General features: G+C 47.5%; 20 protein-coding genes. 4 read left to right on the top strand and 16 right to left on the bottom strand.

The window, feature by feature from the left end; translation table 11 throughout:
- Nucleotides 1-260 precede the first annotated feature (260 nt).
- The gene (locus tag NK662_RS18355; RefSeq protein WP_254760403.1) at nt 261-422 is read left to right on the top strand and encodes a DUF3934 domain-containing protein; all 162 of its coding nucleotides are present in this window, start codon (nt 261-263) and stop codon (nt 420-422) included.
- 271 nt (nt 423-693) lie between these two features.
- Nucleotides 694-1,116 (top strand): MarR family winged helix-turn-helix transcriptional regulator, encoded by a 423-nt coding sequence (locus tag NK662_RS18350; RefSeq protein WP_254760402.1) that lies wholly within the window; start codon nt 694-696, stop codon nt 1,114-1,116.
- Between the two features lie 218 nt (nt 1,117-1,334).
- Here NK662_RS18350 and NK662_RS18345 read toward each other — a convergent pair whose 3' ends face one another.
- Together NK662_RS18345 and NK662_RS18340 are read right to left on the bottom strand one after the other, a co-directional pair.
- Entirely contained in the window at nt 1,335-1,973 is a 639-nt protein-coding gene (locus NK662_RS18345; protein WP_254760401.1) for an MOSC domain-containing protein, read from the bottom strand.
- Nucleotides 1,974-2,008: 35 nt separating this feature from the next.
- The gene (locus tag NK662_RS18340) at nt 2,009-2,905 is read right to left on the bottom strand and encodes a LysR family transcriptional regulator (protein WP_254760511.1); all 897 of its coding nucleotides are present in this window, start codon (nt 2,903-2,905) and stop codon (nt 2,009-2,011) included.
- A gap of 119 nt (nt 2,906-3,024) precedes the next feature.
- Between NK662_RS18340 and NK662_RS18335 the strand changes: the two genes are divergently transcribed.
- Nucleotides 3,025-3,969 carry a DMT family transporter gene (locus NK662_RS18335; RefSeq protein WP_254760400.1) on the top strand — a complete coding sequence of 315 codons (945 nt, stop codon included), beginning with the start codon at nt 3,025-3,027 and terminating at the stop codon, nt 3,967-3,969.
- A gap of 76 nt (nt 3,970-4,045) precedes the next feature.
- Here the strand turns inward: NK662_RS18335 and fabF are convergent, their stop codons facing one another.
- The 13 genes from fabF to NK662_RS18270 all read right to left on the bottom strand — a co-directional run bounded on the left by fabF (nt 4,046) and on the right by NK662_RS18270 (nt 18,978).
- Entirely contained in the window at nt 4,046-5,281 is a 1,236-nt protein-coding gene (fabF, locus tag NK662_RS18330; RefSeq protein ID WP_254760399.1) for a beta-ketoacyl-ACP synthase II, read from the bottom strand.
- 30 nt (nt 5,282-5,311) lie between these two features.
- Nucleotides 5,312-6,256 carry a beta-ketoacyl-ACP synthase III gene (locus tag NK662_RS18325; protein ID WP_254760398.1) on the bottom strand — a complete coding sequence of 315 codons (945 nt, stop codon included), beginning with the start codon at nt 6,254-6,256 and terminating at the stop codon, nt 5,312-5,314.
- A gap of 493 nt (nt 6,257-6,749) precedes the next feature.
- A complete protein-coding gene (locus tag NK662_RS18320) occupies nt 6,750-7,517 on the bottom strand; it encodes a LamB/YcsF family protein (RefSeq protein ID WP_254760397.1) in 768 nt (255 codons plus the stop codon).
- On the bottom strand, nt 7,492-8,496 hold the full coding sequence (locus NK662_RS18315; protein WP_254760396.1) for a 5-oxoprolinase subunit C family protein: 1,005 nt from the start codon (nt 8,494-8,496) through the stop codon (nt 7,492-7,494). Before NK662_RS18315 ends, NK662_RS18320 begins: the two co-directional genes overlap by 26 nt.
- A complete protein-coding gene (gene pxpB, locus NK662_RS18310) occupies nt 8,493-9,170 on the bottom strand; it encodes a 5-oxoprolinase subunit PxpB (protein WP_279665135.1) in 678 nt (225 codons plus the stop codon). The genes NK662_RS18315 and pxpB overlap by 4 nt, the downstream gene beginning before the upstream one ends.
- A 44-nt stretch (nt 9,171-9,214) precedes the next feature.
- Nucleotides 9,215-9,862 carry a pyroglutamyl-peptidase I gene (pcp, locus tag NK662_RS18305; protein ID WP_254760395.1) on the bottom strand — a complete coding sequence of 216 codons (648 nt, stop codon included), beginning with the start codon at nt 9,860-9,862 and terminating at the stop codon, nt 9,215-9,217.
- A gap of 12 nt (nt 9,863-9,874) precedes the next feature.
- Entirely contained in the window at nt 9,875-10,837 is a 963-nt protein-coding gene (locus NK662_RS18300) for a DUF979 domain-containing protein (RefSeq protein WP_254760394.1), read from the bottom strand.
- 10 nt (nt 10,838-10,847) lie between these two features.
- Nucleotides 10,848-11,546, bottom strand: a complete 699-nt coding sequence (locus NK662_RS18295; protein ID WP_254760393.1) for a DUF969 domain-containing protein — start codon at nt 11,544-11,546, stop codon at nt 10,848-10,850.
- A gap of 30 nt (nt 11,547-11,576) precedes the next feature.
- Nucleotides 11,577-12,308: an IclR family transcriptional regulator gene (locus tag NK662_RS18290; RefSeq protein WP_254760392.1), complete on the bottom strand. Its 732-nt coding sequence runs from the start codon at nt 12,306-12,308 to the stop codon at nt 11,577-11,579.
- 230 nt (nt 12,309-12,538) lie between these two features.
- Nucleotides 12,539-15,025 carry a sensor domain-containing protein gene (locus tag NK662_RS18285; RefSeq protein ID WP_254760391.1) on the bottom strand — a complete coding sequence of 829 codons (2,487 nt, stop codon included), beginning with the start codon at nt 15,023-15,025 and terminating at the stop codon, nt 12,539-12,541.
- Between the two features lie 319 nt (nt 15,026-15,344).
- Entirely contained in the window at nt 15,345-15,575 is a 231-nt protein-coding gene (locus tag NK662_RS18280; protein WP_254760390.1) for an alpha/beta-type small acid-soluble spore protein, read from the bottom strand.
- A 131-nt stretch (nt 15,576-15,706) separates the two neighbouring features.
- Complete coding sequence (locus NK662_RS18275) at nt 15,707-17,410, bottom strand: tetratricopeptide repeat-containing diguanylate cyclase (RefSeq protein WP_254760389.1); 1,704 nt, start codon at nt 17,408-17,410, stop codon at nt 15,707-15,709.
- A 452-nt stretch (nt 17,411-17,862) separates the two neighbouring features.
- The gene (locus tag NK662_RS18270; RefSeq protein WP_254760388.1) at nt 17,863-18,978 is read right to left on the bottom strand and encodes a site-specific integrase; all 1,116 of its coding nucleotides are present in this window, start codon (nt 18,976-18,978) and stop codon (nt 17,863-17,865) included.
- A gap of 1,027 nt (nt 18,979-20,005) precedes the next feature.
- Here NK662_RS18270 and NK662_RS18265 point away from each other — a divergent pair.
- A complete protein-coding gene (locus NK662_RS18265; RefSeq protein ID WP_254760387.1) occupies nt 20,006-21,106 on the top strand; it encodes a hypothetical protein in 1,101 nt (366 codons plus the stop codon).
- Between the two features lie 76 nt (nt 21,107-21,182).
- On the opposite strand, the gene NK662_RS18260 is transcribed toward NK662_RS18265, so the two are convergent.
- Entirely contained in the window at nt 21,183-24,527 is a 3,345-nt protein-coding gene (locus NK662_RS18260; protein WP_254760386.1) for a DEAD/DEAH box helicase family protein, read from the bottom strand.
- Nucleotides 24,528-24,987 lie beyond the last annotated feature (460 nt).

Raw genomic sequence — 24,987 nt, 5'->3', positions numbered from 1 at the left:
ACTACTATAGTTGCTCAATTCGATATCAAAGGCGAAAAGTGTACATACTCATTCTAACCCTACAGACCGAACAAAAATAATGTTCTTTAACAGTAACATATCACATGAACAAAAGCAAATTCGTGCACCCTATCTTTCAAGCGGCATGAATAATGGTTGTGATTCCGACACCATTGCACTATAGTAGGAAGGAGGTTGCATGCAAGAAATGTAACCGAAATAAGAGAAGCTTAGCTATGCAATGACAATGGAGTGATGAGATGCCTAAGGCAAAGAGTAAAAGCGGAATTGGAAGAGGAACAGATAAAAAAGGATGGAATCGCTGGCAGGCCAAAGCCAAGAAGGTTAAGAGTGCGAAGCCGTATGTAAGCAAAGGGACGAAACAGACTGCCGGCAATGCCCAAAATGACACCTCAAAATAAATTCATTATGATAGAAGAGCTTTTTCATACATTTGTTTCAATCAGAACAAGGAGCATTCCATCCCAAGTTGCTCCTGTTCTTTTTTATGAATGCCTATGTTAAAGATTGTGCCGCAAAACCCTACCATACTATAAATCATGTTTTTTGTCCCCAGCTATAGATATTCCATTGCCCATCTACACGACAAGCCCAATACGTGTATAATGAGAGAATGGGATGGGTGCTCCCCCCTACATACTAGACATCATCCTATCAGCACGGGAGGAACATATGAACACTGAGCATGAAAAACTGGTAATAGAAGTAGCAGATCATCTCCGACTGTTATTTCGCAGCACACAACAGGATTTGAATGAGTTGTTCGTCAATGATATACCCCTAAATGAATTTGCCACATTGCGGACCATCCACCTTGCCAAGCGGCCCATGATGGCATCTGAATTGGCGTATTCCCTTCGTGTGACATCAAGCCATATTACTGCAGTCACTGACAGGCTATATAAAAAAGGCCTCATTACCCGCGAACGCTCTGATACGGATCGACGTATCGTTTATATGCAGATTACAGAGCCAGGTAAAGAAATGGCTGCCAAATTAGAACGGGTGCGGACGGACTATTACATTGAGAAATTTACAGGCTTGAACGGCATAGAAATGACACAACTGAAGGAACTGCTCGTTCGTATTTTATAGAAATTCCCTGGATGTGGTCACATGACCACATCTTTTGTTTCACTCTCATTCTGTATCAGGAAGCCTTCACGTCCGAAAAGTTGCACATGTTTAGTGATAAAATAGAGGAAGAAACACTTCTTGTAAAGTATGCGAAAAAAGAATGCAGTGATCAAAATTCGCTGCATCGTTCTTATGTAACCAACAGATAGAAAAAACCTAGCTTTTCAGGCTAAGTTTTATAACAATCTTAAAAATCTATTTCTCCATTCTTCTGCAAGAGCATCCACCATCAATATTTTTTCAACGGCTGCTCGATCCTGTTTTTGATGAAACAGAATGTGTGTGGCATACGAAACAGATATCTCATTTGCATCTTTTTCCACAAGGTGTATGTCTGAATCGCACATGATGGTTCCCTCTTCCAATACTCGAAAAAAGTAACCAGTTAGAGTCGTCTCAACAACTTTCTCTAAAAGTCGTTTCTCCTGGTTGTGTTTAGAGATCGTAGCACAAGGTACTCTTCCCTGGGATACTTGCACAATCGCATCCCCGATCTTATATATATCCCCGATACAAACCTGTTCCTCCGTCATTCCTGTTGCAGTAATATTTTCCCCAAAAGCAGGCAGAATCAGCTTTTTTTGAAATACCTTCTCCCAATACGAGTAATGCTCATATGGATATAAGCATACGGCACGGTCCGGTCCCCCGTGAAACTTGTGGTTGGCAACATCATCCCCAACAAAGCCGGCTGTTTTCAACTCAACAGCCTGTACAAATGATTTTCCGATTGCGGAAAGCTCTTTTTTATCGTTCCAATTCAATTCCTTCGGTGTTCCAACAGCTAAATGCACCATTTTTCGATTCACTTTCATTCCCCTCTCTTCCCTGACACTTTCCAAAGTGCCGGCTATTGTCCAATCGAACGGTCGTCTGCTGAGTCCGCTAACCATGATCTCAAATATGCAATGAATTTTTTCGTAGCCGGGGCAAGCGTTTTAAAAGATACAGCCGCAATCCCGATTGTACGATAATTCTCTTGCTCCAAATGTAGAATACGTACACCCTTTGGCAGTTGATACAGCACCATTTCAGGCAGAATGCTGATTCCCATGCCATTCTGGACCATAGAGATAATGGCCAGGTCATCCCTAAGCTCGAATTTCACATTCGGTGTCACGTGGTTTTCTTTAAAAATTCGCCGCAAATCGTTATCGCTCCCCTTTCTGGACATGATGAGCTCCTCCTCCTGAATGCTAGCAAAGCTGATTGTATCCTGCCGGGCGAGAGGATGCTGGTCAGACACAATACAAAGCATTCGATCTTTGCGTAAAGGAACGACTTCAAATTGCTGCGCAGTCGGCAAAGACACAAATCCAAAATCGACCAACCCGGCTGAGATCCAATGCTCAATATCACTATAATCCCCCTCCAGCAGCTTAATTTCAATAGAGGGATGGAATTCATGAAAGGTTTTTAGGATTTCTGGCAGCCATTGGACCGATACACTGGAAAACGTCCCAATCCGTACCGTACCAATTTCCAGCCCCTTGATGCTTGCAATCTCCTGCTCCATTTCTTCCTTCCATTTTAAAATCTCGCGGATATATCGTAAGACACGCTCTCCATTGCTTGTCAGACTGATGCCGGAACGTCCCCGGTTCAGGATGGAAAATCCCCATTCCAATTCGAGACTGGCAATGGCATGGCTCACGGCGGATTGTGTCAAGCCGAGGGTGTCTCCCGCTTTCGTGAGGCTCCCCAATTCCACAACGGTACTAAATATTTCAAACTTAGCAAGAGACAGCTGGAACACCCCTTCTACATGAATTTGATTCATGCAATCTTTTAAAAACATTCATTTTTCTTGTTTTCATTCTACGATTATACTGGAAAGAAATCAACGACGGGTCAGGTGATACAAGTATGCACGAACATGCATCGATCAGGAAAAGAAAAGGAGTTGGGGCAAGCTCTCAGGTCAAGGCTGATTTCACCATGCTGGTGGTTACCATGTTTTGGGGCTCTTCCTATTTGTTTACCAAGATGGGGCTGCAATCGATTGAGGGATTTACTATTTTGGCACTGCGCTTTGGCATAGCCTTCATCCTGGCAGGGCTTGTGTTTTATAAAAAGTTCCGGCATGTGAACGCAAAAACCATTTTATCCGGGTTTATATTGGGCTCTATTCTGTTTTCCTTGGTATCTGCTGTGACAATTGGAGTGAAATTCACATCCATCTCAAACGCGGGCTTCCTATTCAGTCTTTCCGTCGTATTTGTCCCATTGCTATTAGCGGTCTTGTTCAGAAAGAAGCCTGAAAAGAAGGTTGTCCTTGGCGTAAGCCTGTCCATTACAGGGATTGCCCTGCTAACCTTGCATTCTGGCTTGGAAATCAATCCGGGAGACTTTTTGGTCACGCTGGGCGCCGTCTTATATTCCATCTACATCATTGTGACAGATAAGCTGACAAAGAACGTGGATTCCATCGCCCTTGGCGTGTTACAGCTCGGCTTCAGCGGGGTGTGGGGCCTGCTGTTTTCCTTCTGGTTTGAAACACCGCAGCTGCCTGACACCGCGCAATCCTGGACTGCCATTTTGGCGCTGAGTGTCCTATGCAGCGCAGTCGGCTTCATTGGCCAAACGGCAGCGCAGCAATATACAACGCCGACGCATACAGGCCTGATTTTTTCCCTGGAGCCTGTTTTCGCGGCAGCATTTGCTTTCATGTTCGCGGGCGAAATACTCCCGGCTAAAGGATACGCAGGTGCAGCCCTTGTGCTGCTTGGTGTTTTGGCTGCCAAAATGGATGTAAAAGCACTTATGACCCGAAAAAACTATCAGGAGCAAGTCTACGAATCTGAAGTCTAATGGCCCGCCCCCATTGTTTAACACACCTGGCAGAATAATATAAGAAGGGGGAGCCCAGTACGGGCTCCCCTGCCTGTTACATCCCTTTAAATACAAGTGTTGCGTTATGTCCACCAAAGCCCAGGGAGTTGGACAATACGACGTTGACATCCGCCTTTCTGGACACGTTCGGCACGTAATCCAGGTCCATCTCCTCATCAGGTGTTGTGTAGTTAATGGTTGGAGGCAGCACTCCGTCCCGAATCGCAAGCAAGGAGAAAATGGCTTCCACTGCTCCCGCTGCCCCGAGCAGGTGGCCTGTCATGGACTTTGTAGAGCTGACAGACAGCTTGTACGCATGATCGCCGAACACTTCCTTAATGGCCTTCGTTTCATACAAATCATTGTAATGTGTAGACGTTCCGTGTGCATTAATATAATCCACATCTTCAGGAGCCAGGCCGGCATCCTGCAGTGCCAGCTTCATCGCGCGCTGGCCGCCTTCACCGTTCGGCGCAGGTGTCGTGATGTGATGCGCGTCGCCTGTCGCACCGTAGCCGATCAGCTCTCCGTAGATGTGAGCACCGCGTGCTAATGCGTGGTCAAGCTCCTCCAAAATCAAGATACCGGCACCCTCTGCAATAACGAAGCCGTCGCGGTTTTTATCAAACGGACGGCTTGCGCTGCCCGCGTCCGGGTTTGTAGAAAGAGCTGTCATGTTTGAGAAGCCTGCGACTGTCATTTCTGTAATGGCAGCCTCTGTTCCGCCGGCAATCATCACATCCGTGATTCCGTTTTGGATGACACGGAACGCATCGCCAATGGAATTGGCGCCGGACGCGCAAGCCGTGACCGAACAGTTGTTGATTCCTTTCGCCCCAAGCTCAATGGATACACGCCCGGAAGCCATGTCCGGTATCAGCATTGGAATGATGAACGGGCTGACACGCTTCGGCCCCTTTGCCAAAAAGCGTTTATGCTGCTCCTCGAATTCGTCCAAGCCGCCGATGCCGGAGCCGATCCATACGCCGACACGCTCCGCTTGTACATTGCTGCCGATTTCCAGCTTTGCATCCGCTGCAGCCATCTTACTCGCTGCAACCGCAAGCTGTGTAAATCGGGCCATTCTCTTTGCTTCCTTGCCATCCATAAACTCTTCCGGCACGAAGCCTTTTACTTCTCCTGCCACTTTGACATTAAATTTTTCCGCATCAATCCGGGTAAAGGGCGCGATGCCGGATACGCCGTTTTTCGCGTTCTCCCATGTGGTGAACACATCATTTCCCAGCGGCGTCAATGCGCCAATTCCTGTAACCACTACTCGTTTTTTCATTGTCTGTTCCCCCTCTTGTATTCTTATATATTACTTGCCCCATCTCAGGCAAAGTGAGCCCCACGTTAACCCGGCTCCAAAGCCGACAATTACAACAACGTCACCGTCATGAATCTTTCCATTTTGCAGCTCTGTAAATAGTGATAACGGAATGGAGGCGGCAGATGTATTGCCGTGCTGCCTTACCGTAGTAGACACCTTCTCCTCCGGAAGCCCGAGTCTTTCCCGTGCAGCATCAATAATTCGGACATTTGCCTGATGCGGGATAAGAAAATCTACATCCTCCTTCTGTAAACCAGCCTTCTCAACAGCCCGCAGGCTCGATTCCGGCATTTGGCGGACAGCGAACTTAAAGACCTCCCTGCCGTTCATACAGACGAAGTTCGTCACATTGTTGACGAACAGATGCTGTGCCCCTGAGCCGTCAGATCCCATCTCATAAGATAAAATACCTTTTCCCTCCGGCACTTCACCAAGCACAACAGCACCGGCCCCATCACCGAATAACACACACGTATTGTGGTCAGACCAGTCTACGATGCTGGAGAACTTCTCACTGCCGATGACTAACACATGCTGATATGTATTGGTATCTATGAATTGCTTCGCGGTTACAAGGCCATATACAAACCCGGAACAAGCGGCACTTACATCCATGGCGGGGATATGCTTCATCCCGAGAGCTTCCTGCACCATACAAGCAACGGACGGAAAGGAGTGATCAGGCGTTGCAGTCGCGACTATAATTAAATCAATATCTTCAGCAGCTACTGCCGCGTCTCTTAGTGCATTTTGAGCTGCAAGAACGGCCATATGGGAGGTACCCATATCTTCCCCTGCAATTCTTCTCTCCTCAATTCCCGTTCTCGAACGGACCCATTCATCGCTCGTGTCCACCAGCTTCTCCAAATCACGGTTCGTTACAATCCGGTCCGGAACGTAAGCCCCGACACCGATGATACCAACACCCTTCATTTCATCACCCTAGCTCCTGTAATTTATGACCAACTCATAATACCTAATACGCATTTACTATTGTACAGTATAATTCCGGGAAAGAGAAGATTTATCATATAAAGGTGATGACAAGATGAATCATAAGAAGCCTTAGCTTCCCCATCATTTATAGCTGTATCCATTCTACCAGACTCATAGCGGAATGATGCGGGCTAAAAAGAAAAGATCCCGCCGAGACAGTTGAAGTTCCTGTATAACAGTAATTGGTTTGACTGCCTCTGCCACCAACACGAAGCAATTTACAGGAATTTCAAAATTTGGTTGTTCTTCGTCACGGTTTCAGTTTCCTTGCTGCTACATTCACAATAATCCCCAGGTTGCCCACACTTTTAATTTGTTTTTTGTTGGCCATACAGCTGCCTTAGGTTGGTATTTTAAGAAAACTCCAAAGTGACAAAACGAGGAAGCTATGCGCTCCCTCGTTTTGTCATCCTTCTGGAAAAACCTTTTGTTATAAAAAAGCATGCACCGGAGCAGGTTGAATGCCGGCTTCCTGCAAGGCTTGGGAGATATGTGCAGCAAACTCCACAGCGTGCGCCCCGTCCCCGTGAATACAAATGGTTTCTGCCTGTATGGCGGCATCGGTTCCCTGCAGCGTTCCCACCTTTCCTTTCTTCACCATCCGAATAACCTGGTTCACTGCTGCCTCCGTGTCGTGAAGCAAAGCATTCGGATGGGTTCTCGGCGTGAGCGAGCCATCCTCCTGGTACGTGCGGTCCGCAAACACTTCCGACGCCGCACGCAAGCCGATTTTCCGCGCAGCCTTTCCAAGCTCTCCGCCCGCCAAGCCAAACAGAATCAAATTTCCGTCCACCTTATATACCGCTTCAGCAATGGCTTCTGCCAATGCAGCATCCCGTGCTGCCATGTTGTACAGGGCACCGTGCGGCTTCACATGCCGCAGCGTTGCTCCCTCTGCTTTCACAAATCCGTACAAGGCGCCGATTTGGTACACAGTCAGGTCGTAAGCCTCCTGCGGTGAGATGAACATGTTCCGGCGGCCAAACCCTGCCAAGTCCTGAAAGCCCGGATGGGCACCGATGGCCACCCCCTTGTCCAAGGCAAGCTTGACCGTCTTCCGCATCGTAGCCGGATCGCCCGCATGAAAGCCGCAGGCAATGTTGGCCGAAGTGACGTAACCAAGAATCTCCTCGTCACGGCCCAAGGTGTATGCACCAAAGCTCTCGCCCATATCACAATTCAAATCCACATACAGCATGCTGGCTCCTCCCCTTCAGCTTGATTCCTGTTTCCAGTTCCTTCAATGCTTGCTCCTGCTCTTGCAGCAGCCGCTGCGCCTCTTCCACGGCAATCTCCTGAAACCGGACAGATTCGCCCGGCTTAACCTGTGCCAGCAGCGGCAGGTCAACCGTGGCAACAGCAGCAAGTTTCGGGTAGCCTCCTGTCGTCTGACAGTCCGCCATCAGCACAATCGGCTTTCCTTCCGGCGGAACCTGCACGGTGCCAAACGTGACAGCCTCCGACAGCAGCTCCAATGGCTCCTGCAGCGTAAGCGCCCGGCCCTCCAGGCGGTAGCCCATCCGGTCAGAGGCAGCCGTCACCTGAAAGGACCCGTTGAAAAATTGCCGCTTGGATTCTTCTGTGAAGCAATCATATTGCGCACCTCTCATCACGCGGATGACAGGTGAAGTGTTGTAGGCCGGCCGGGCATACGGACTGACTCCCCAGCTTGTCCTTCCTCCCGCTTCCAGCTGCTGTGCGAGTGTGGAAGGAGTGCCAAGCTCCAGCACATCCCCATCCTGCAAAGCGCGGCCCTTGTAGCCGCCGATGCCTGCCCGGACATAGGTGCTTCTGCTGCCCATTGCTTCCGGAACGTCGACGCCACCGGCTGCCGCAATGTACAACCGGCAGCCGCTTCTCATGACCCCAAACTGCAGCACATCTCCCGCTGCCAACAGAACAGGCCGCCAAAGCGGCGCCGGATTGCCGTTTACAAGCATTTCCGCCTCCCCCCCGCACACCGCAACAAGTACAGACCTCTCGCACCGCAGCTTCGGCCCCAGCAAAGTGGCCTCCAACACCGCCGCGTTCCTCTCATTGCCGACAAGCAAATTTGCGGCCTGCATCGCAAAGCTGTCCATGGCTCCACTGCGGACCACGCCATATTGACGGTATCCATGTCGTCCCAAATCCTGCACGGTTGTATAAAAGCCCTTTCGCAGCACTGTAAAGCTCATGTGGTCTCCCCCCATTTCTCATACTCCTGTTCGGAAATGGGCTGAAACCGCACAAGGTCTCCTGCCCGCAGCAGGCTTGGCTCCGCGCGCTGCGGGTCAAACAAAGCCAGCGGGGTGCGGCCGATGAGCTGCCACCCGCCTGGACTTTCGAGCGGATATACGCCGGTTTGGCTGCCACCGATGCCGACGCTGCCAACCGGAATGGAAAGGCGCGGAGTGGCACGGCGCGGAGTGGCAATCCGCTCCGGCATGCCGCCCAAATACGGAAACCCGGGGGCAAACCCAATCATATATACGGTATATGTTTCATTTGCATGAATGGCAACAACCTCTTCCGGTGTCAGGCTGTTCAGCTTGGCAACCTCCGCTAAATCCGGCCCAAATACCCCGCCGTAACAAACCGGAATTGTGACCTCCCGCGGACAGTCAACGGAAGCAGCTGACAGATGCGCCAATCGGTCCTGCAGCTGCTGCATTGCTTGCCTGTAGCTGATCAGAAGCGGGTCGTAGAACACGGTTACAGACGCGAAGCCGGGCACCACCTCACGAAAGCCAGGCATCGGCTGCTCCTCCAGGCAACGTGCCAGTCCGCGCACCTTTCTATGAATGTCAATCTGCATGATGTCCCCGAGCTGCACTGTCACCGCACAGTCCCCCTCTGGATAAAACCGCATCCCTTCATCTCCTTTCATGGAAAAAAAGAGGACTGAGCCCTCTTTCAGCTGATTTGGCCGCCAACCGCTACAATATCCTTTTCATAGCGGACTGCCGCGTCAATGGAAATTCGCAGTCCCTTGACAATAGTTTCAAGCGCCATGCTCGGCTGTCCTGCCTGGCGGGCGGCCTGCTCCGGCAGGTATGGAATATGAATGAAGCCACCGCGGGAAGCAGATCCCGTCACGGCCAACTGATGCATCAGTCCGTAGAAAATGTGATTGCAGACAAACGTACCTGCTGTATGGGAAACAGAGGCTGGGATGCCCTGCTCTGTCATTTCCTTTACGAGTGCCTTGACCGGCAACGTGGACCAGTAAGCGACCGGACCGCCCGGCACCACTTCTGTGTCAATCGGCTGCTGGCTGGCATTGTCGGGAATGCGGGCATCATTGACATTAATCGCCACCCGCTCCACTGTCATATCGGTGCGGCCTCCCGCTTGCCCTACACATAGAATCAGATCAGGCTGCAGCTCCTCCATATAGCCGCGAAGCTTTTCAATGGATCGGCCGAACACAGTCGGCAGCTCACGCACCTCCACACGGAAGGAATCTGAAGCATATCCTTCCAACTGCTTCACTGCCTCCAAAGCCGGATTGACAATATCGCCGCCAAATGGATCAAACCCTGTGACCAATACAGTTTTCATGCAAACTCCCCCTTAAAATTGGTAGACAAGCACGTACATCAACAGCATATTCACCAGCATGAGCGGAATGGCAATCGGCACCTGTGCCTTAATGACCGCATTCTTGTCCTTCAAATCCAACAGCATCGCCGGAACGATATTGAAGTTGGCCGCCATCGGAGTCATCAGCGTGCCGCAGTAGCCGGCAAACATGCCGAGCGCTGCCATGATCGCCGGGTTGCCGCCGTGCAGCTGCACGATGAGCGGCACACCGATTCCCCCGGTAATGACCGCAAACGCGGCAAATGCATTCCCCATGACGATTGTAAAAATGGTCATGCCCAAACAGTAGGCTGCCACTGCAACAAACGCATATTGTGTCGGCAGAACATCACCGACAATTTTAGAAACCACATTGCCGACACCCGCGGCCGCAAAGGTTCCGCCAAGCGCGGACAGCATCTGCGGCAGAATGATGGCCCAGCCGACTGCCTGCATCAAACGGCTTCCCTCCTGCATCGGCACGGAGGCCTTTGCTTTTGTCAGGAACTGTGCGGCTGCGTAAGCAATGATGGTGCTGAGTCCAAGGGAAATTAAGGTGACGTTTTTCGGATCCACCAAATGTGTGCTGCCAAACTGAATTTTCCCCAGTGTTAAAGTGCCGACCACCGTAAACACCGGAATGAGCAGAGCCGGAATGAAAATACGGCCGCCCAAGCGTTTGGCATGCTGCTCCCGTTCAGCCTTCGCAGGCTCTTCTTCCTTGCCGGCCTTCACCTTTCCAATAGAAGCAACAATCACCATCAACAGCACCAAATAGCCGACGGCAAGCGGCGGAATTTGCTTGCCGAATAAAAAGGTGACGGAGAAAATTCCCCAAAACAAGGCAGAGCCCCAGCGTGTCGGATGATTTTTGTCCATGGCGACACGAAACGCCACAAACGCGACGATAATCCCCAATATGTAATAGATATAATCCAGTGTGAGCAGGTTCATATTATCCCTCCTATGCGATATGGTCGTTGGAACGTGTTTCTGCCGGCTTCACGGCACGGGCAATGCGGCGGTCCAGCCGTTTGAAGCGCAGCCAGGAAAGGACAAACGCAGAAATGGCAGTCGGAATGCCCCACAGCGCCATATCCCAAACACCAACGTCCATTCCCACAGAATCAAAAAAGCCCTTCATCAGCAAAATGGCCCCGGTTGCGATAAAAATATCTTCCCCGAAGAACCAACCGACGTTTTCAGAAGCAGCCGCATGTGCCTTTATTTCATCCTGCAGCTCCTTCGGCAGTTCGCCATGCTTGGCCGCAGCCGCTCCTTCCGCCATGGGCGCCACCAGCGGGCGCACCGTTTGGGCGTGTCCCCCGATGTTCAAACCAACTGCCGCGGAAACCTCCCGGATCAGGAGATAGGACAGCATCACCCGGCCGGCCGTAGCCGCCTTGGCCCGCTTAATCAGCTCCTCCGCCCGCTCCTTTAAGCCGTACCGCTCCAAAATTCCGATGACCGGAAGCGTCAAAATAATCGGCAAGGACATATAACGGTTATCAATGAAGACCTGCCCAAACTTTGTCAATACATCGTGAAAGGACATGCCGGAAACCAGCCCCGTCACAATCCCCGCCGCCATGACCACCAGCAGCGTGTTGAACCGCAGGGCAAACCCGACAGCCACAATTACAATCCCAATCAGCTTAATCATGTGTGTTCTTCTCCCCCTTTTTGTAAACGCTTACCTATACCCCAATGCTGTAGATATTCTTGCTGCTGTTCGCCTTGTTTCTTCGATTAAAAAAGGCAGCCGTTCTTCCCCGAAACGGTGCGTCGGACCTGCCAAGCTGAGCCCGGCCACCACCAGACCGCTGTGGTCAAAGATAGGAGCGGCCACTGCCGAGGACTCCTCAGTCAGCTCGGAATGACTAACCGCATAGCCGGATATCCGTGACTGCTGCAGGACAGGCAGCACCTCTTCCTTGCTTTTCATCGTGCCGGATGCATAAACCCGCCAATCGGCCGTATTTAAAAGATGAGTGCGTTCTTCCTCTCCGGCAAAAGCAAGCAAAATGCGCGGACAAGCCCCCGCATACAACGGTGCCGTGCGCCCAACCTTCGTAAATACCCGGACCGGCTGCGTGGAATCAATTTTCTCAATGTAAATCGCCAAGTCCCCTTCCCTGACAATCAGATTGACAGACTCTCCCACGTCCTCCTGCAACTGCTGCATGAACGAATAAGCCACACCCCGCACATCCAGCCGCTCCTTCACCAATGTCCCATAGCTGAGCAGCTTCAAGCCCAGTTCATATCCCTCATCAGCACATACGTGCAGCAGCCCCGTCTCCACCAACGTGTTCACACTGCGGTGAACCGTTGTCTTCGGCAGCCCGGTCAGCTTCACGATTTGGGACAGTGTCAGCTTTCGGTGCTCCATGAACAAATCCAAGATCTCAATTGCCTTTTTCATCGTTTTACTCGTATCGATACAATCACCCCCTTCCGTTCCGATATTCGGTACAGTAGTTCCGAAAAATATTTAATAATAAGGTAAATTATAAATTTTCTAACTATTTTAGTCAATTGGAAAATAAGGATTTTTTCGGCAGTTGTGCCTGTTTCCACAGCAAAAAATCCATTACGCAGAAGAAATAAAAAGAGGGACTGACCCAAAACGCGTTAACGTTTTGGGTCAGTCCCCTAAATCTTGTGCTTTAACCACTCCTCAATATGTTCGGACGTAAGCGGACGGCTGAAATGGTATCCCTGTCCTACAACATCTCCAAACTCAGTCAGGATACATTCTTGTTTCTCTGTCTCGATTCCTTCGGCAACCACTTGTAGGCCCAATGACTTTGCGAGTTCTACGATAGACTCTACAATCATGGAATCCTTCGGCTGCTGGTCAATCTCTTTAATAAAGCTTCGATCTATCTTGAGAATGGAAATTGGCAAGTGACGGATATAGGAAAGAGAGGAGAACCCTGTCCCGAAGTCATCCATCGCAATTTGAATCCCCACCTCTTGGAACTTCTGAAGGATATTGAGTCCGGTTGAAAGATTTTCAATGACTCCTGTTTCTGTAATTTCCAAAACAAGACGCTGGCTGCTTACCTGATTTTTTGTCAAAATAGCTGGAACTGCCTCTACTAAGTCTGTCTGTCGCAAGAGGTACGGCGAGAAATTAATAAATAGCTTTGCGTTCCGGAGGCCAAGTTGATCCCATTTATATAGTTGTTTCGTTGCCTCCTGAATGACCCAAAGTGTAATGTCATAGATCCAATGATTCCTTTCGGCCACAGGGATAAACTCTAACGGAGAGACTTCCCCCAACACAGGATGCTTCCAGCGAAGCAACGCCTCTATTCCGTATACCACGTTATTTTCCAGGTGCAACAGGGGTTGAAACACGAGGTACAGCTCTTCGTTGCGTATCGCTTTTGGCAGACTTTCCTCAATCGTCAGAGCCCGTTCATGCATTTCTCCATAGAAAGATACCTGGTTCTTTCCATTCGTCTTGGCATAGTACAGGGCCTTATCAACCTTCTTCATTAACCTTTCCAAGTTGCCCTTTCGTTCCGGAAACGACACGACGCCAATTGAGAGGGTAGAATAGATTTCATTATCTTTGTACGTAAATGGCTGGCTGAACTTCTCAATCAGTACAGAAGTAAGCTGCTTGATGTCTTCCTCGTTCCGTCCCGGAGAGATAATAACGAACTCATCCCCTCCAACACGAGCTAAGAACTCATCGGGTTGGAGAACACGCTGTACTCTCTTCACTGTCTCAATCAGAAGAGCGTCTCCGGCTTGGTGGGAATACTGGTCGTTGATAGACTTAAAATTGTCTGTATCTAAATGACAGAGATAAAATGGCTGGTTATCCCCAATCAGCTTGGCTGCATACGCTTCAAAGGAAGCCCGGTTTGCAGCGCCAGTCAGAAAGTCCCGAAACGCCAAGTTCTCTAACTGTAACTCGTAATCTTTCCTCTCCTGTATGTCTTGGACGGACCAAATAACAAAGCGAATCTCCCCGTCATCTCCGAAGATAGGCACGCCTCTTGTCTCTACCCAATTCCAGTGTTTCTTGCTGTCTTTTCTTCGGCACTCCAAGCAAACAACCCGTTTTTCCCGATACAGCATCTCTGCCCCTGTAAGTACTGAGGCAATATCATCAGGATGTATAAATTGTACAAAGGAGCTGTACAAGTTTGTATCTGTTGCCTTCAGCTGAAACATTTCTTCAAAGATAGGGGAAACATACACTAGTTTGGCTTCTGGTTGCTTAATCACCACGATGGAGTCTGAAGTGTATTGTGCCAACAGATGATACATTTGCTGCGACTCTTCTATCACCTGCTCCATTTCCTTCTGATCAGACACATCTCGTATGACAACTGAAATCATGTGAATGGTTCCGTATTCACTATATATAGGTGAAAGGGTAGCTCTTGTTGGAATGGTCTGTCCAGACTTACTTTGGGCCAAAATCTCAAGGTCTTTTAGGACCTCACCATTCTGAACTCGCTCTAATACCTGCAATCCCATGCCTGCTCTCCAATGTACCGGAAGATGCGGAGGGAAAAGTCCTTGAACTTCCTCCTGCTTCCATTCAAAGAGTGTTTCATACGCCCTATTTACTTGTAACACCTTTCCTTCCAGGTCTAGAATCTCCATTGCATCAACAGAATTTGTAAAAAATGCCTGTGTCTTTTCAGCAGTCTGTATTTGGCCTGTCACATCACGGACAGTCGAGTACATAGCGTGTAGTTCGGTTCCTATATACACAGGAATATGGCGAATTAACACCTTCTTATGTTCACCTGTCTTCGCCACGAGAACAATATAATACTCTCGTACACTTCCTTGCATCGCCTGCCGCAGTTGTCTGCGAACCAAGTCCCGGTACTGCGGATGCGCCAAGCATTCCCACTCCATATGTTGTAATTCAGTCAGGGAATACCCTGTAATCTCCTCCATGAGACTGTTCATATTAAGAACAGTCTCATGGTTCTTATATACAACCAATCCATCTGGATGGTGGACAAACAATGAATCACAGTGCTCATTTGCTATTTGCGCAGAACGCTCATAGAATCTTTTTTTAATATACAAATAAAAGGAAAATGAAGACAAAGCAAGTATGCCTATTAACAACATCACATTTGTTGCGCTCCACGCGACCATCCCATTCCCTCCAACAATCTCTCATTCTTATATTCAATTTTTGCATAATACATCTCTTTGGGCAATCATTGATATTGCTTCTACAATTGGAAAATACACGAATTTTCGGATCGAAAGAGGAGGTTTCATTCTTGGCGGGTAACCGTACATCACATTCTGGTGTTTCGTAAAATCGTACACCTCACTCACCCACGGTAAATACTCTGAAATAAAACACCTGGATACCCTTCTAACCAACGAAGGGGCATAGCTGTATGCCATGCCTTCTCTACCGCTCACCTATTGTTGTTTACCGTTGTGAGGAGAATAATTCGTTGTCCTATTGACTTTGATAGCTACCACCTAATTGCTGCTCCGCCATTGCGGCTAGGCGCTTTATTATCTCGCCGCCCACAGAACCGTTTGCACAAGATGTGGTTTCAGCACCTAATTGAATGCCGAACTCTTGAGCAGTCTCCATCTTCATTTGATCCAGGGCAGATTTTGCACCTGCAATCAGCAGATTGTTAGAAGAACGACTGCCAGACACTGTCGTATTGTTCGTTGCCATGTTATCGACACCTCCTTGGTGCCATTAGACTGTACAAGCATTGAGGCTTTTATGAGGGCTCAAACATGGCAGCTTTCTCATCAATCTAAAAACTCCAAAAGACTCTACACTCATTTTTAGAAGGTTCCATTTTAAAAAACATGATCACTTACAGATGTTGCTACAATTCGATTTCGCCCTGACCGTTTTGCCGTATATAGATTCGTATCCGCTTCCTGCAGCAGTGTTTCTATACAATTGATTTGCGAAAGATAAAACGTACTGACTCCTATACTGACTGTAACGGGTAAATCTCCTACAATGGGATTCCAATCGGCCTCCTGAATAGCTTGATGAAGGCGCTCGATGCACCGGCGGCTGTCATCCTCCGTAAGGCCAACAAATATGAGAAGAAACTCTTCACCGCCATACCGGGCAATGGTCGCCAGCTCAGCTGCTTCCTGCATCAGTATTTTTGAGAGTTGTACGAGGACAGTGTCTCCAACCGCATGGGAACATGTGTCATTAATTCGTTTAAAATAATCTACATCCAGGACGGCAACTGTCGCCAACTCATTTTCCCGACCCGTGTTCTCGGTTAACGTTCGTATATAGGCCTCAAGATAGCGTCGGTTATATAAGTTTGTAAGTGGGTCACGCAACGCGAGCTTCTGAAAATGTGCCAAGCCTTTGCGGGCTTCCGTAGCATCAAACACTGCATGCAGAATGCGCGCACGCCCCTCCCGTTCAGCGCGACGCAGGGCTGCCTCTTCCACATGGAAGCGACAGTGCGCCTCATAAGCTTCCTTGTACAGTCCCTGTGCAGCAAACAAACGGGCTTGTTCCAGACACACGTTTACCATAATTGGTGTTAAGTTATACTGCATACAGAGTTCTTTCGTTTGGTTTAACGTAGCTTGTGCCTCTTCAAAGATTCCCTGTACTCGTAAGGCTACTGTGTACGTAAGCATGCATTCTGGCAGCAGAGCAAATTCATTGGGGACATATCCGGCAGCTTGTACAATTGGCTGTAGCGTAGAAGCTGCATCGGCAGGACGCTCCATGAGTATTTCTGTCCTGGCAATTGTATCAAGGATTCCAATATTGGTTGGCATTCTATACTCTTGAATGATACGCTTCATTTGCAGTACGAGTTCCCAGGCCTCTTCCCTGTTCCCCAATTCACACTGCGTAAAAGCTCTATTATTAAGAGCCATGAGAGAAAGCGTAATATCCTCTGTTTCGGCAGCAAGGCGGACAATTTCTTGAAACCATTGGGCTGATTCATCGTATGCTCCATTTCCGTCCAGGGCATTCGTAAGGGCGAAAATATGGTCCGCCCGGATATAAGAGCGTGCTGAATCAGAGAGGTGCTCAAGCCCTCGAACGGCATGTTCAAATGCACTGGCGTAATCGCCAATTCTGCTGAAAAATACCGAAAGTAAGCGGTGGCTACGTGCAAGCACATAAGGTGACTGGCCATTGACAGCCCACACATTTACTTCGTGAAACATGCGTCCACCTTCTGCAGCCTGTCCCTTTCTGCTTATCACGTCCGCGTGAACAAGACGAGCCCGCATTTCCAACTCTTCAACGCCAAGGTAATTGGCAATCTCCAAGGCATCCTGAGCAGGCTGAATTGCCAGCTTTAAATGACGAAAAGGAAGTACCTCCAACATATCCAAGATAGCTGTAAATAATTCAGGTGTGTAGTCATGCAGCGGCCTTGCTCTTAAATCTATAGAGGTATCCGTATGAAATCTTTCCAAGCCATGCATACACACATTATAGTTCGTTTCATTATCATGAATCATTTGCTTTAAACATGAGAGACAAAAGACATGATGAGTAAACAAAATAGAACCCCCTTCTTTAGAATAAACGTTTTTCCTGGTAGTTGGTATGGGTGTCTCACATGGTTTTTTACTACCCTCCATTATATCACTTATAACTAAAATGTTAATATATTAAAAATTACATATAATTCTATCCGCAATTTCAGGGGGACACAGAAATGTAAGGAGTTTGTCTGCCAAAACAATAAAGAGTATGGAAACTAGGTATAACCACTTAGCCACAAACGTTGATATGACAGCATCGGTACACAACGATGACTTACATTAAACTATGGACTTCTAGGGACACCTTGACAGGGTGGAGGTCGCTGGTTCGAACCCAGTCGGGATCATACCTAAGAGAAGCCGTAAGTCCTTGGTACACAAGGGTTTGCGGCTTTTTCTATTTTGTATGTAAAGCACCTTGGCACTCTCCAATACGTGAGTGGTGCCATTTTGGTGCCGTAGCTCATTTACGTTGTTTTTGCGAGCAGCGCATCAATTTGGTTCGCAGCTTCCTCCTGCATGCTTGGCAGTACGTGAGAGTAGATGTCTAGGGTCGTTTTAATGTTGCTGTGACCAAGACGTTCTGAAATAACCTTCGCATGTACTCCCTGCGCCAGAAGCATTGTAGCATGGGTATGTCGCAAATCATGAAAGCGAATGGTTGAAACATCAGCTTGTTTGGTTAAACGAATAAATGTGCGCTTCAGGTTCTCGGGGTTCATTGGTGTCCCCTTTGCAGTGCATACTACCAAATCATAATTAGAGTATTCTGCCCCGCCCTTCAGCCGCTCTGATGCAACCCTCGCTTTATGCTTCTTTAAAGCAGCAATCGTTTCTTGTGACAGCTTAATGCTTCTTACACTCGAATCGGTTTTCGCTCCTGTTAAAAATGTTTTCCCATCCTTACTGAGAGTCTGCCTGACATACAGCATGCCTTTTTCAAGGTCTACATCCTTCCAACGAAGTCCGAGAATCTCTCCCCGCCGCATGCCTGTTGTAATTGCTAGATGAAAGGCTATATAGCTTCGGTCCTCTCTGGCTACCTTGAGGAAAGCCTGAATTTCCTCCACATCCCACACCGCCATCTCCTTCTTCTTGCTCTTTGGCAGTTGAATCTTCTTCGCAGGATTAGATGGCAGCAGCTCCATGTTTACTGCATGCTCCAGAGAATTGCTGATGATGTTGTACAGCTTCTTAACCGTTTCACTAGCTAATCCCTCTTCGGTCAGGTCACTTACATAGCCTTGGAGCAGCATCGGAGACAACTGTGCCAATGGGATATGACCTAACACTGGCAGCACCCGCCGCTGGATATATCCCTCATATGCTTCAGCAGTCTGAATGTTAATGCTGTTTTTCTTTACCTTAAACCACTCCCTCAGGTGGTCCTGATAAAGTAGGCTTGATGGCTCAAAATACGTTCCTTTTAGCACTTCTGCCTCAACTAACGCTAGAGCCTTCTCTGCATCACGCTTCGTTTTAAAGCCTCTCTGCTTCTTTCTTTTACGCTTTCCTGTCAACGGATCAGTACCTAGTTCGGCTACAAAGTACCATGTTGACCCGTCTTTTTTCACGCTTCCCATAGATGACATCCTCCTCTCGTTAGATGTCCTCTAAAGGGTTGACAAGCTTCTACCACACTGTAGCAGATGCTTCTAGTTTTTACAACAGCTATCATGTGCTTCCTTCCCCTCTTCTCAAAATAATCAGCCACATATGCTTATACGAACTGAGAGAGGGTGAGTTAAGGTGAAACTTATAGGAAATTTCCGTATGTTTATGCTTGTTTCTGACAAGTGAGCTTGGCCGGGGATATAGGGAAAGCAGCTCTTAATACACAGGAGGGGGAGTTTGCGGCACACAAACTGGTATAGCAGCTTAGCTGCCAATCCATTGTATTCAAAAAGGGTACAACACCCTCCTTCCACCTCCTTCTCCTCCACAGTTTTTACTATACATAATCCACTCCTGCTTCACGTGGAGGATATTGAATTCTTCCTATTTATGTGCGAAAAAGTGAAACTTGGGCAGGAAATCTCTATCCCTAGCTGCCAAAAATTATTTTTTTACCTTTCCAAAATATGACCTCCCCCCGGTGCCTAGGAAAAACAAGCACTCTCAGCTATTTGGCGGGGGGCACATGATACCAACGGGAAATTTTTGCAGAAGGCTGGTGCGGATTCAACTCCATACAACTAGGTAGCAATTATTTTCTTTGAAGTCTGCACTTAACCTTAAGGGCTTTGATTCGTATAAAACAGTGAGGGGGATTAAGGGATGTTAAAGCGGGAATATCATATTTTCTCGTTCTTGTCCTTAACTAGCTTCATGCCAAGTCGTATAAAGTAACGTGGGCAAAAAAGTATGCTCGCTAGGCCAGGGTTGCGCAACAAAAATTTTGTAAAGCTTCTTAACTATTCTTGCCGCACTTCGTATTAAGAAGCGTAGGGATCTTAATTACCGAAGGGGTGTGACTGTAAAACACTGTATACTCTTACTCACTGGCTTTAAAAGCATTAACACGCAGCGCTGACATGAGATTTACCGCTAGCGCAAGAAACAAGCTAACAGGTAATTTCACTAATAATAAATAAAGGGAGAGAAACACTCATGAATCACAATACAAAATTCGAATTGGATTTCAATCACACAGAGAAGCTAATTGAACTGGCTTTTAACGAGAACCACTCTTTGAAAATGACATTCAACCATAGTTACGTTATTGCCCCGCAAAAGATACTGCGCTGTTATAGGCTGACAGCTTCAGAAAAGATGCTGCTTTTGGATATTATGTCTTCAATGGGAAGAGGGCTTTATGCAGAAGTAACCTTTGAAAGCTTGGCTCTCCGATTAGAGCTAGAAAGCATCCAGGAGGTTATCGACACGTTAAATTCTCTCCATGAGAAAGGATTTATTATGTGGGTTGGCACTTTTGATTATGACACTGTCGTACCTTCCAGAGGTCTTCCTTTTAGTTCCATTGGATGTTGCCCTAAGCCTTTTCATACGAATCCTTACATTATCATGAGTGAATTCGTTCATTATTACACTGACTTTATATGGGGAATTTATGGGGATCAAATTCAGTACAGTCAGTTAAGAAAAGCTATAATGGGCATTGTCTCTTCCCCTGAATTGGGTAAGGTGGAGAAGAAGGATATTTACGGTGATACTTTAGCATACTTGGCACAAAACCCAGATGTGAGAGATGACCTCCGCTTGTACTTCCAATTCGGGAACTATCTGCAGTTCTATATCGAGCAAGAGACTGACATTTGTATTGACCCTGACTGGATTGGGCATGTTATAGATTGGTTTAAAGAAAATGTCACACTTGGGTACCATAAGGTGGAGGACGGTGACGACATTGAAGAAATCATCCCGGACCCGTATGATTCCCTTCCATTTGTAGTTGCATTTGAGGGGATTGATGAGGAAGGAATGGAAATTTTCTACGAAGAAAATGACAAAATTGCCAGACGAGTGCTGAGCATGTCTGAATCAGAGTTAAGAAAAGAAATAGAACGCCAAGCGTTAAAAGCTCCGCACTGCTTCTTTCACACAAAAGCAGACTATGATGCCTATCTAGCGAAAAAAGATGCTAATCAGGAATGTTGGCCTCTCCTTGCAAATATGATTTGTGGGGCGCCAGAAGGCTTTTTAATTCAGAGTTTAGCATCAGAGCTCAAAGAACGCTTAAAAAATAGATAACAACAGAAAACGCCCTTGATACGGGGCGTTTTCTTTTTAAGAATATGTCTCCTCAGCAGTGTACTTCTAACAACAGCTACCCTATAACTAATTCGGAATTTTTATTGATTTCATCAATGATACTGATAATCCGCCGTGCATCATCCATGTTATGTCGGAACAATTCTACAATGCTGCCCACTGTCTTAAACGGCTCCTCCTGCAGCACCCGTTTATCCAGCATGCCGTTGCGCACAACATAGTCTACGATGAGCTTTACAAATGAGATTTGCTGCGGATTTAGGCGTTCTTCAGACAGAAACTCTGAGAAAGCACCGTTGGCAGCCTGAATATCTAAGCCGACAATTTGTCGCACGAGCTTGGTAATAGGCGTGTCTCCATATTCCTTCTCATAGTCGTCACGAGTCCCTAATTCTGTCCACAAAATATGCTCTAATGTCTGCAAATCCTGAACTGTAAGCTGCTTGTTGTTACGAAGCTTGTGAACAGCCAACTGGTCTTGATGCTCTTTGAGATACTGGCTGACCTTTTTCCGATAGCTCTGCAAATCATTCGCATGATACATAGCGCCATTTTCTTGAATAGACAGAATCTCATCTTGAAAATCAGTGTAGTACGTCTTTTGCGCTTCCCGCTCCAAGAATTTAATCAGGTCACGCAGGGCTTCACGGACTGTCTCCATTTCCAGCACATCGGCTTCTTCCCAGAATTCTGTTGTCCGCACTTTGTCAATAATATACTTTTGCTCCACTACCTGTGGAATAGTCCCAAGTTTAGAAAGTGCCTCTGCCGTTTCCACAACGCTGCGGATCGGCTTACCTGCATTGTTATTTTGCAACTTCGCAAGCTCGATAGTATACATGAGATAATCAAAACGCTTCGCAAACTCATCATCTGCAAGTGGCATCATGAGCGGAGAGACGTGCTCCTTAAGCTCATTCACATCCATAACACTCAGAGAATTCCATGCAGGTGCCTGTTGGAACTTGTGTACATACTTAATATGCTGTCGTACACGGAAATGCTCCTCATTCAGACTAAGTGCCCCCGCCACCGCAGTTTCCACAAGCTCCTTGCGGTACGACATATACTCTTCCTCTTGATATGCCAACTCCTGCAGCGTGCGAATTAGTTCTACCTTCGCATTGAAAATCTTCTCCGTCAGGCTCTTTACAATAGCGCCCTCTGTCCCCTTCTCATCTGCTCGGAAGAATTCAAAGTTGCCGCAGAAGTCAAAGATGAGGAACTCTTGCTTATCCTCTCCAACCCCAAGCAAATCCTTACAAAGACGAGTCCCCCGTCCGATCATCTGCCAGAACTTCGCCTTAGAACGTACCTTCTTGAAGAAGACTAAGTTCACTACCTCTGGAATGTCTACGCCTGTGTCCAGCATATCAACAGACACGGCAATCTGTGGGAGCTTCTGCCGCTCGGAAAAGTCGTCAATGAGCGTTTGGTAGTAGTTAATGCTGTAGTCAATCACCTTAGCGAAGTGGCCTTTTTGAGCCGGATACAACATGTCAAAACGCTCCGCAATCCGCAATGCGTGCTTATGATTCTTAGCGAAGACAATCGTTTTCCCCAGTTTGTCGCCGCCCTCTACATGAATGCCCCGCTCCATCAGCATCTGCAGCACTTGGTCAATTGTATTATCATTGAACAGCCAGTTGTTTAATGCCACACTGTCAATATCGTCCCCGACAGTTTCATCGTCGTCGAAGGTTTCTTCATAACGTGCCTTTTCTTCTTCGGACAATTCATCGTAATGAATCCCTTTCTCTAGGAACTTAAACTGTGTTTCCACTGTCCGATAATCAACGAGGTACCCATCCTTTACAGCCTGCTCTAGCTCGTAAGCATAGGTAGGTACACCGTTCTCCAAATCAAAGACCTCGTATGTGTTCTTGTCAATTTCATCCTTTGGCGTGGCAGTAAGCCCCATCAGCATTCCGTCAAAGTAATCAAAAATGGCTCTATACTTCTTATAGATACTGCGGTGCGACTCGTCCACGATAATCAAATCAAAGTGCCCCACCGTAAACAGCTTCTTGCCATCCTTGCGCTTTGCATCGTCAATAGCATTCATCATCGTTGGGTACGTGGAGAACACAATCCGGCTCTCCTCTGGATTATCTTTATTGTCCAGCAAATTACAGACCGGCATATTTGGAAGTAAAGTGCTAAAGCTATTCTTAGCCTGTGTCACAAGCGTTTTCCGGTCAGCAAGGAACAGGACATTCTTCACCCAGTTATTCCGGCTCAAAACATCCACCAGAGAGACTGCAGTACGTGTCTTGCCGCTTCCTGTCGCCATAACGAGCAGCGTTTTCCGCTCTTTCCTGCTGAATGCTTGGCAAACAGACAATATGGCTTCTTTTTGGTAATAGCGGTTTGCAATGTTTTCATTCAGGTATAAATCCTGCAACGGCTTCTTCATACTGCGGCGGTCAATCAGTAATGCCAGCTCTTCCTTATTGTAAAAGCCGGACACCTTGCGAGCAGGATACTCTAGGTCATCCCAAATATATGTCTCAAAGCCATTGGTGTAGAAAATAACCGGACGTTGCCCATACATGCTCTCCAGGCAGTCTGCATATAGCTTAGCCTGTTGCTTTCCTTTGTTAGGGTCTGCACTCGTCCGCTTTGCTTCCACTACTGCAAGGGGCTTACCGTTATCTCCAAACAGAACGTAGTCTACATATCCTATGCCCTGCTGATTCGGCATACCCCGCACTTGCAGCTCTTCCTGCACATCCTTACCGAATGTCCAACTAGCCAGCTTCAACTCCAAATCAATGTACCGCTTGCGGGTTTCATGCTCACTAATCTCATCGACATGGAAGGTGTACTGCTCTGTGTTGTCCACACGCTTTTGCGTTAATTGCTTACGCAGTTCTTCGTTCTCCTTCATGACTTGCTCTAGGTCACGGTCTTTAGAGCTTAGGCGATCATACAAATCCTTCAGCTCTTCTGGACGAGTACGCCTCTCTTCTCCTGCTTGCAGCAGTTCCTCGTTGAATTCCCCTGCTGTGTAGGCATCTGAATAGCAGTAGTCAATCCAAGCAATGAACTGATGGAGGTTATGAAGGGATAAGACCGCTTCACTATGTGAAATGTTTGAGTTCGTGTGAACCGCCACATTGCCGAGCTTAATGATATATTTCAAAAGCGGGAGCAGTTCCCGGTCGATGACCTGAAGGAAGCTGTTCTCATGAATCAGACTAGACAAGTTATCTTGATACGGAATTTTCAAATCGCTGTCGTGGCTGTATAGCCACTTTACTGCCAATTCCAATGCACGTCGAGATAGGATGGCGCAGGTTGCAGGACTGACAAGGAGACTTTTCTCGGCCTCTAGACAAGCATTGGTGAAGACAGTGTATTGTTCCTTTTCTTTTAGGAATGTAAAGTTGGAATACACTGGTTTCGCCTCTCTCTACATGATGATGTTACAATACTTTTTCTGTACGGATGGATAATTCTCCTTTAAAGGCACGTTGGAGAAGGGATTGGAGGTTGTACTCTAATAACGCTAATGATTTTTGCATTTTTTTCTCTTGTTCTTCCACATGCTGTACTAAACTGAAGAACTTATCTTGTAACGGTTTAGGCGGAGCAATACATGAAAAGCTCTCCAACTGTGCCTTATTTACCTTAGGAATATTGGTTCGATTGCTAAGTTGTTCAACATGTCCTAAAAAGGCTTTTGATCTTAACACATGAGCAAAAAAGTGCCTGTTTGTGTGTTCTGCATTTACTTTTATTGGATAGGCATCTGCACTGCAAAGCCCATTAAAGTTCGGTTGTTTAATGCAAAATAAAAGTACAGACTATTGCAAGGGATTTGTACATAGTACGAGTGCATAAAAAAAGGCTTGCCA

Source organism: Ectobacillus ponti (assembly GCF_024294785.1).
GTDB lineage: Bacteria > Bacillota > Bacilli > Bacillales > Bacillaceae_G > Ectobacillus > Ectobacillus ponti.
The sequence above is the reverse complement of the archived record's forward strand: the minus strand, read 5'-3'. Positions and strand labels throughout refer to the sequence as shown.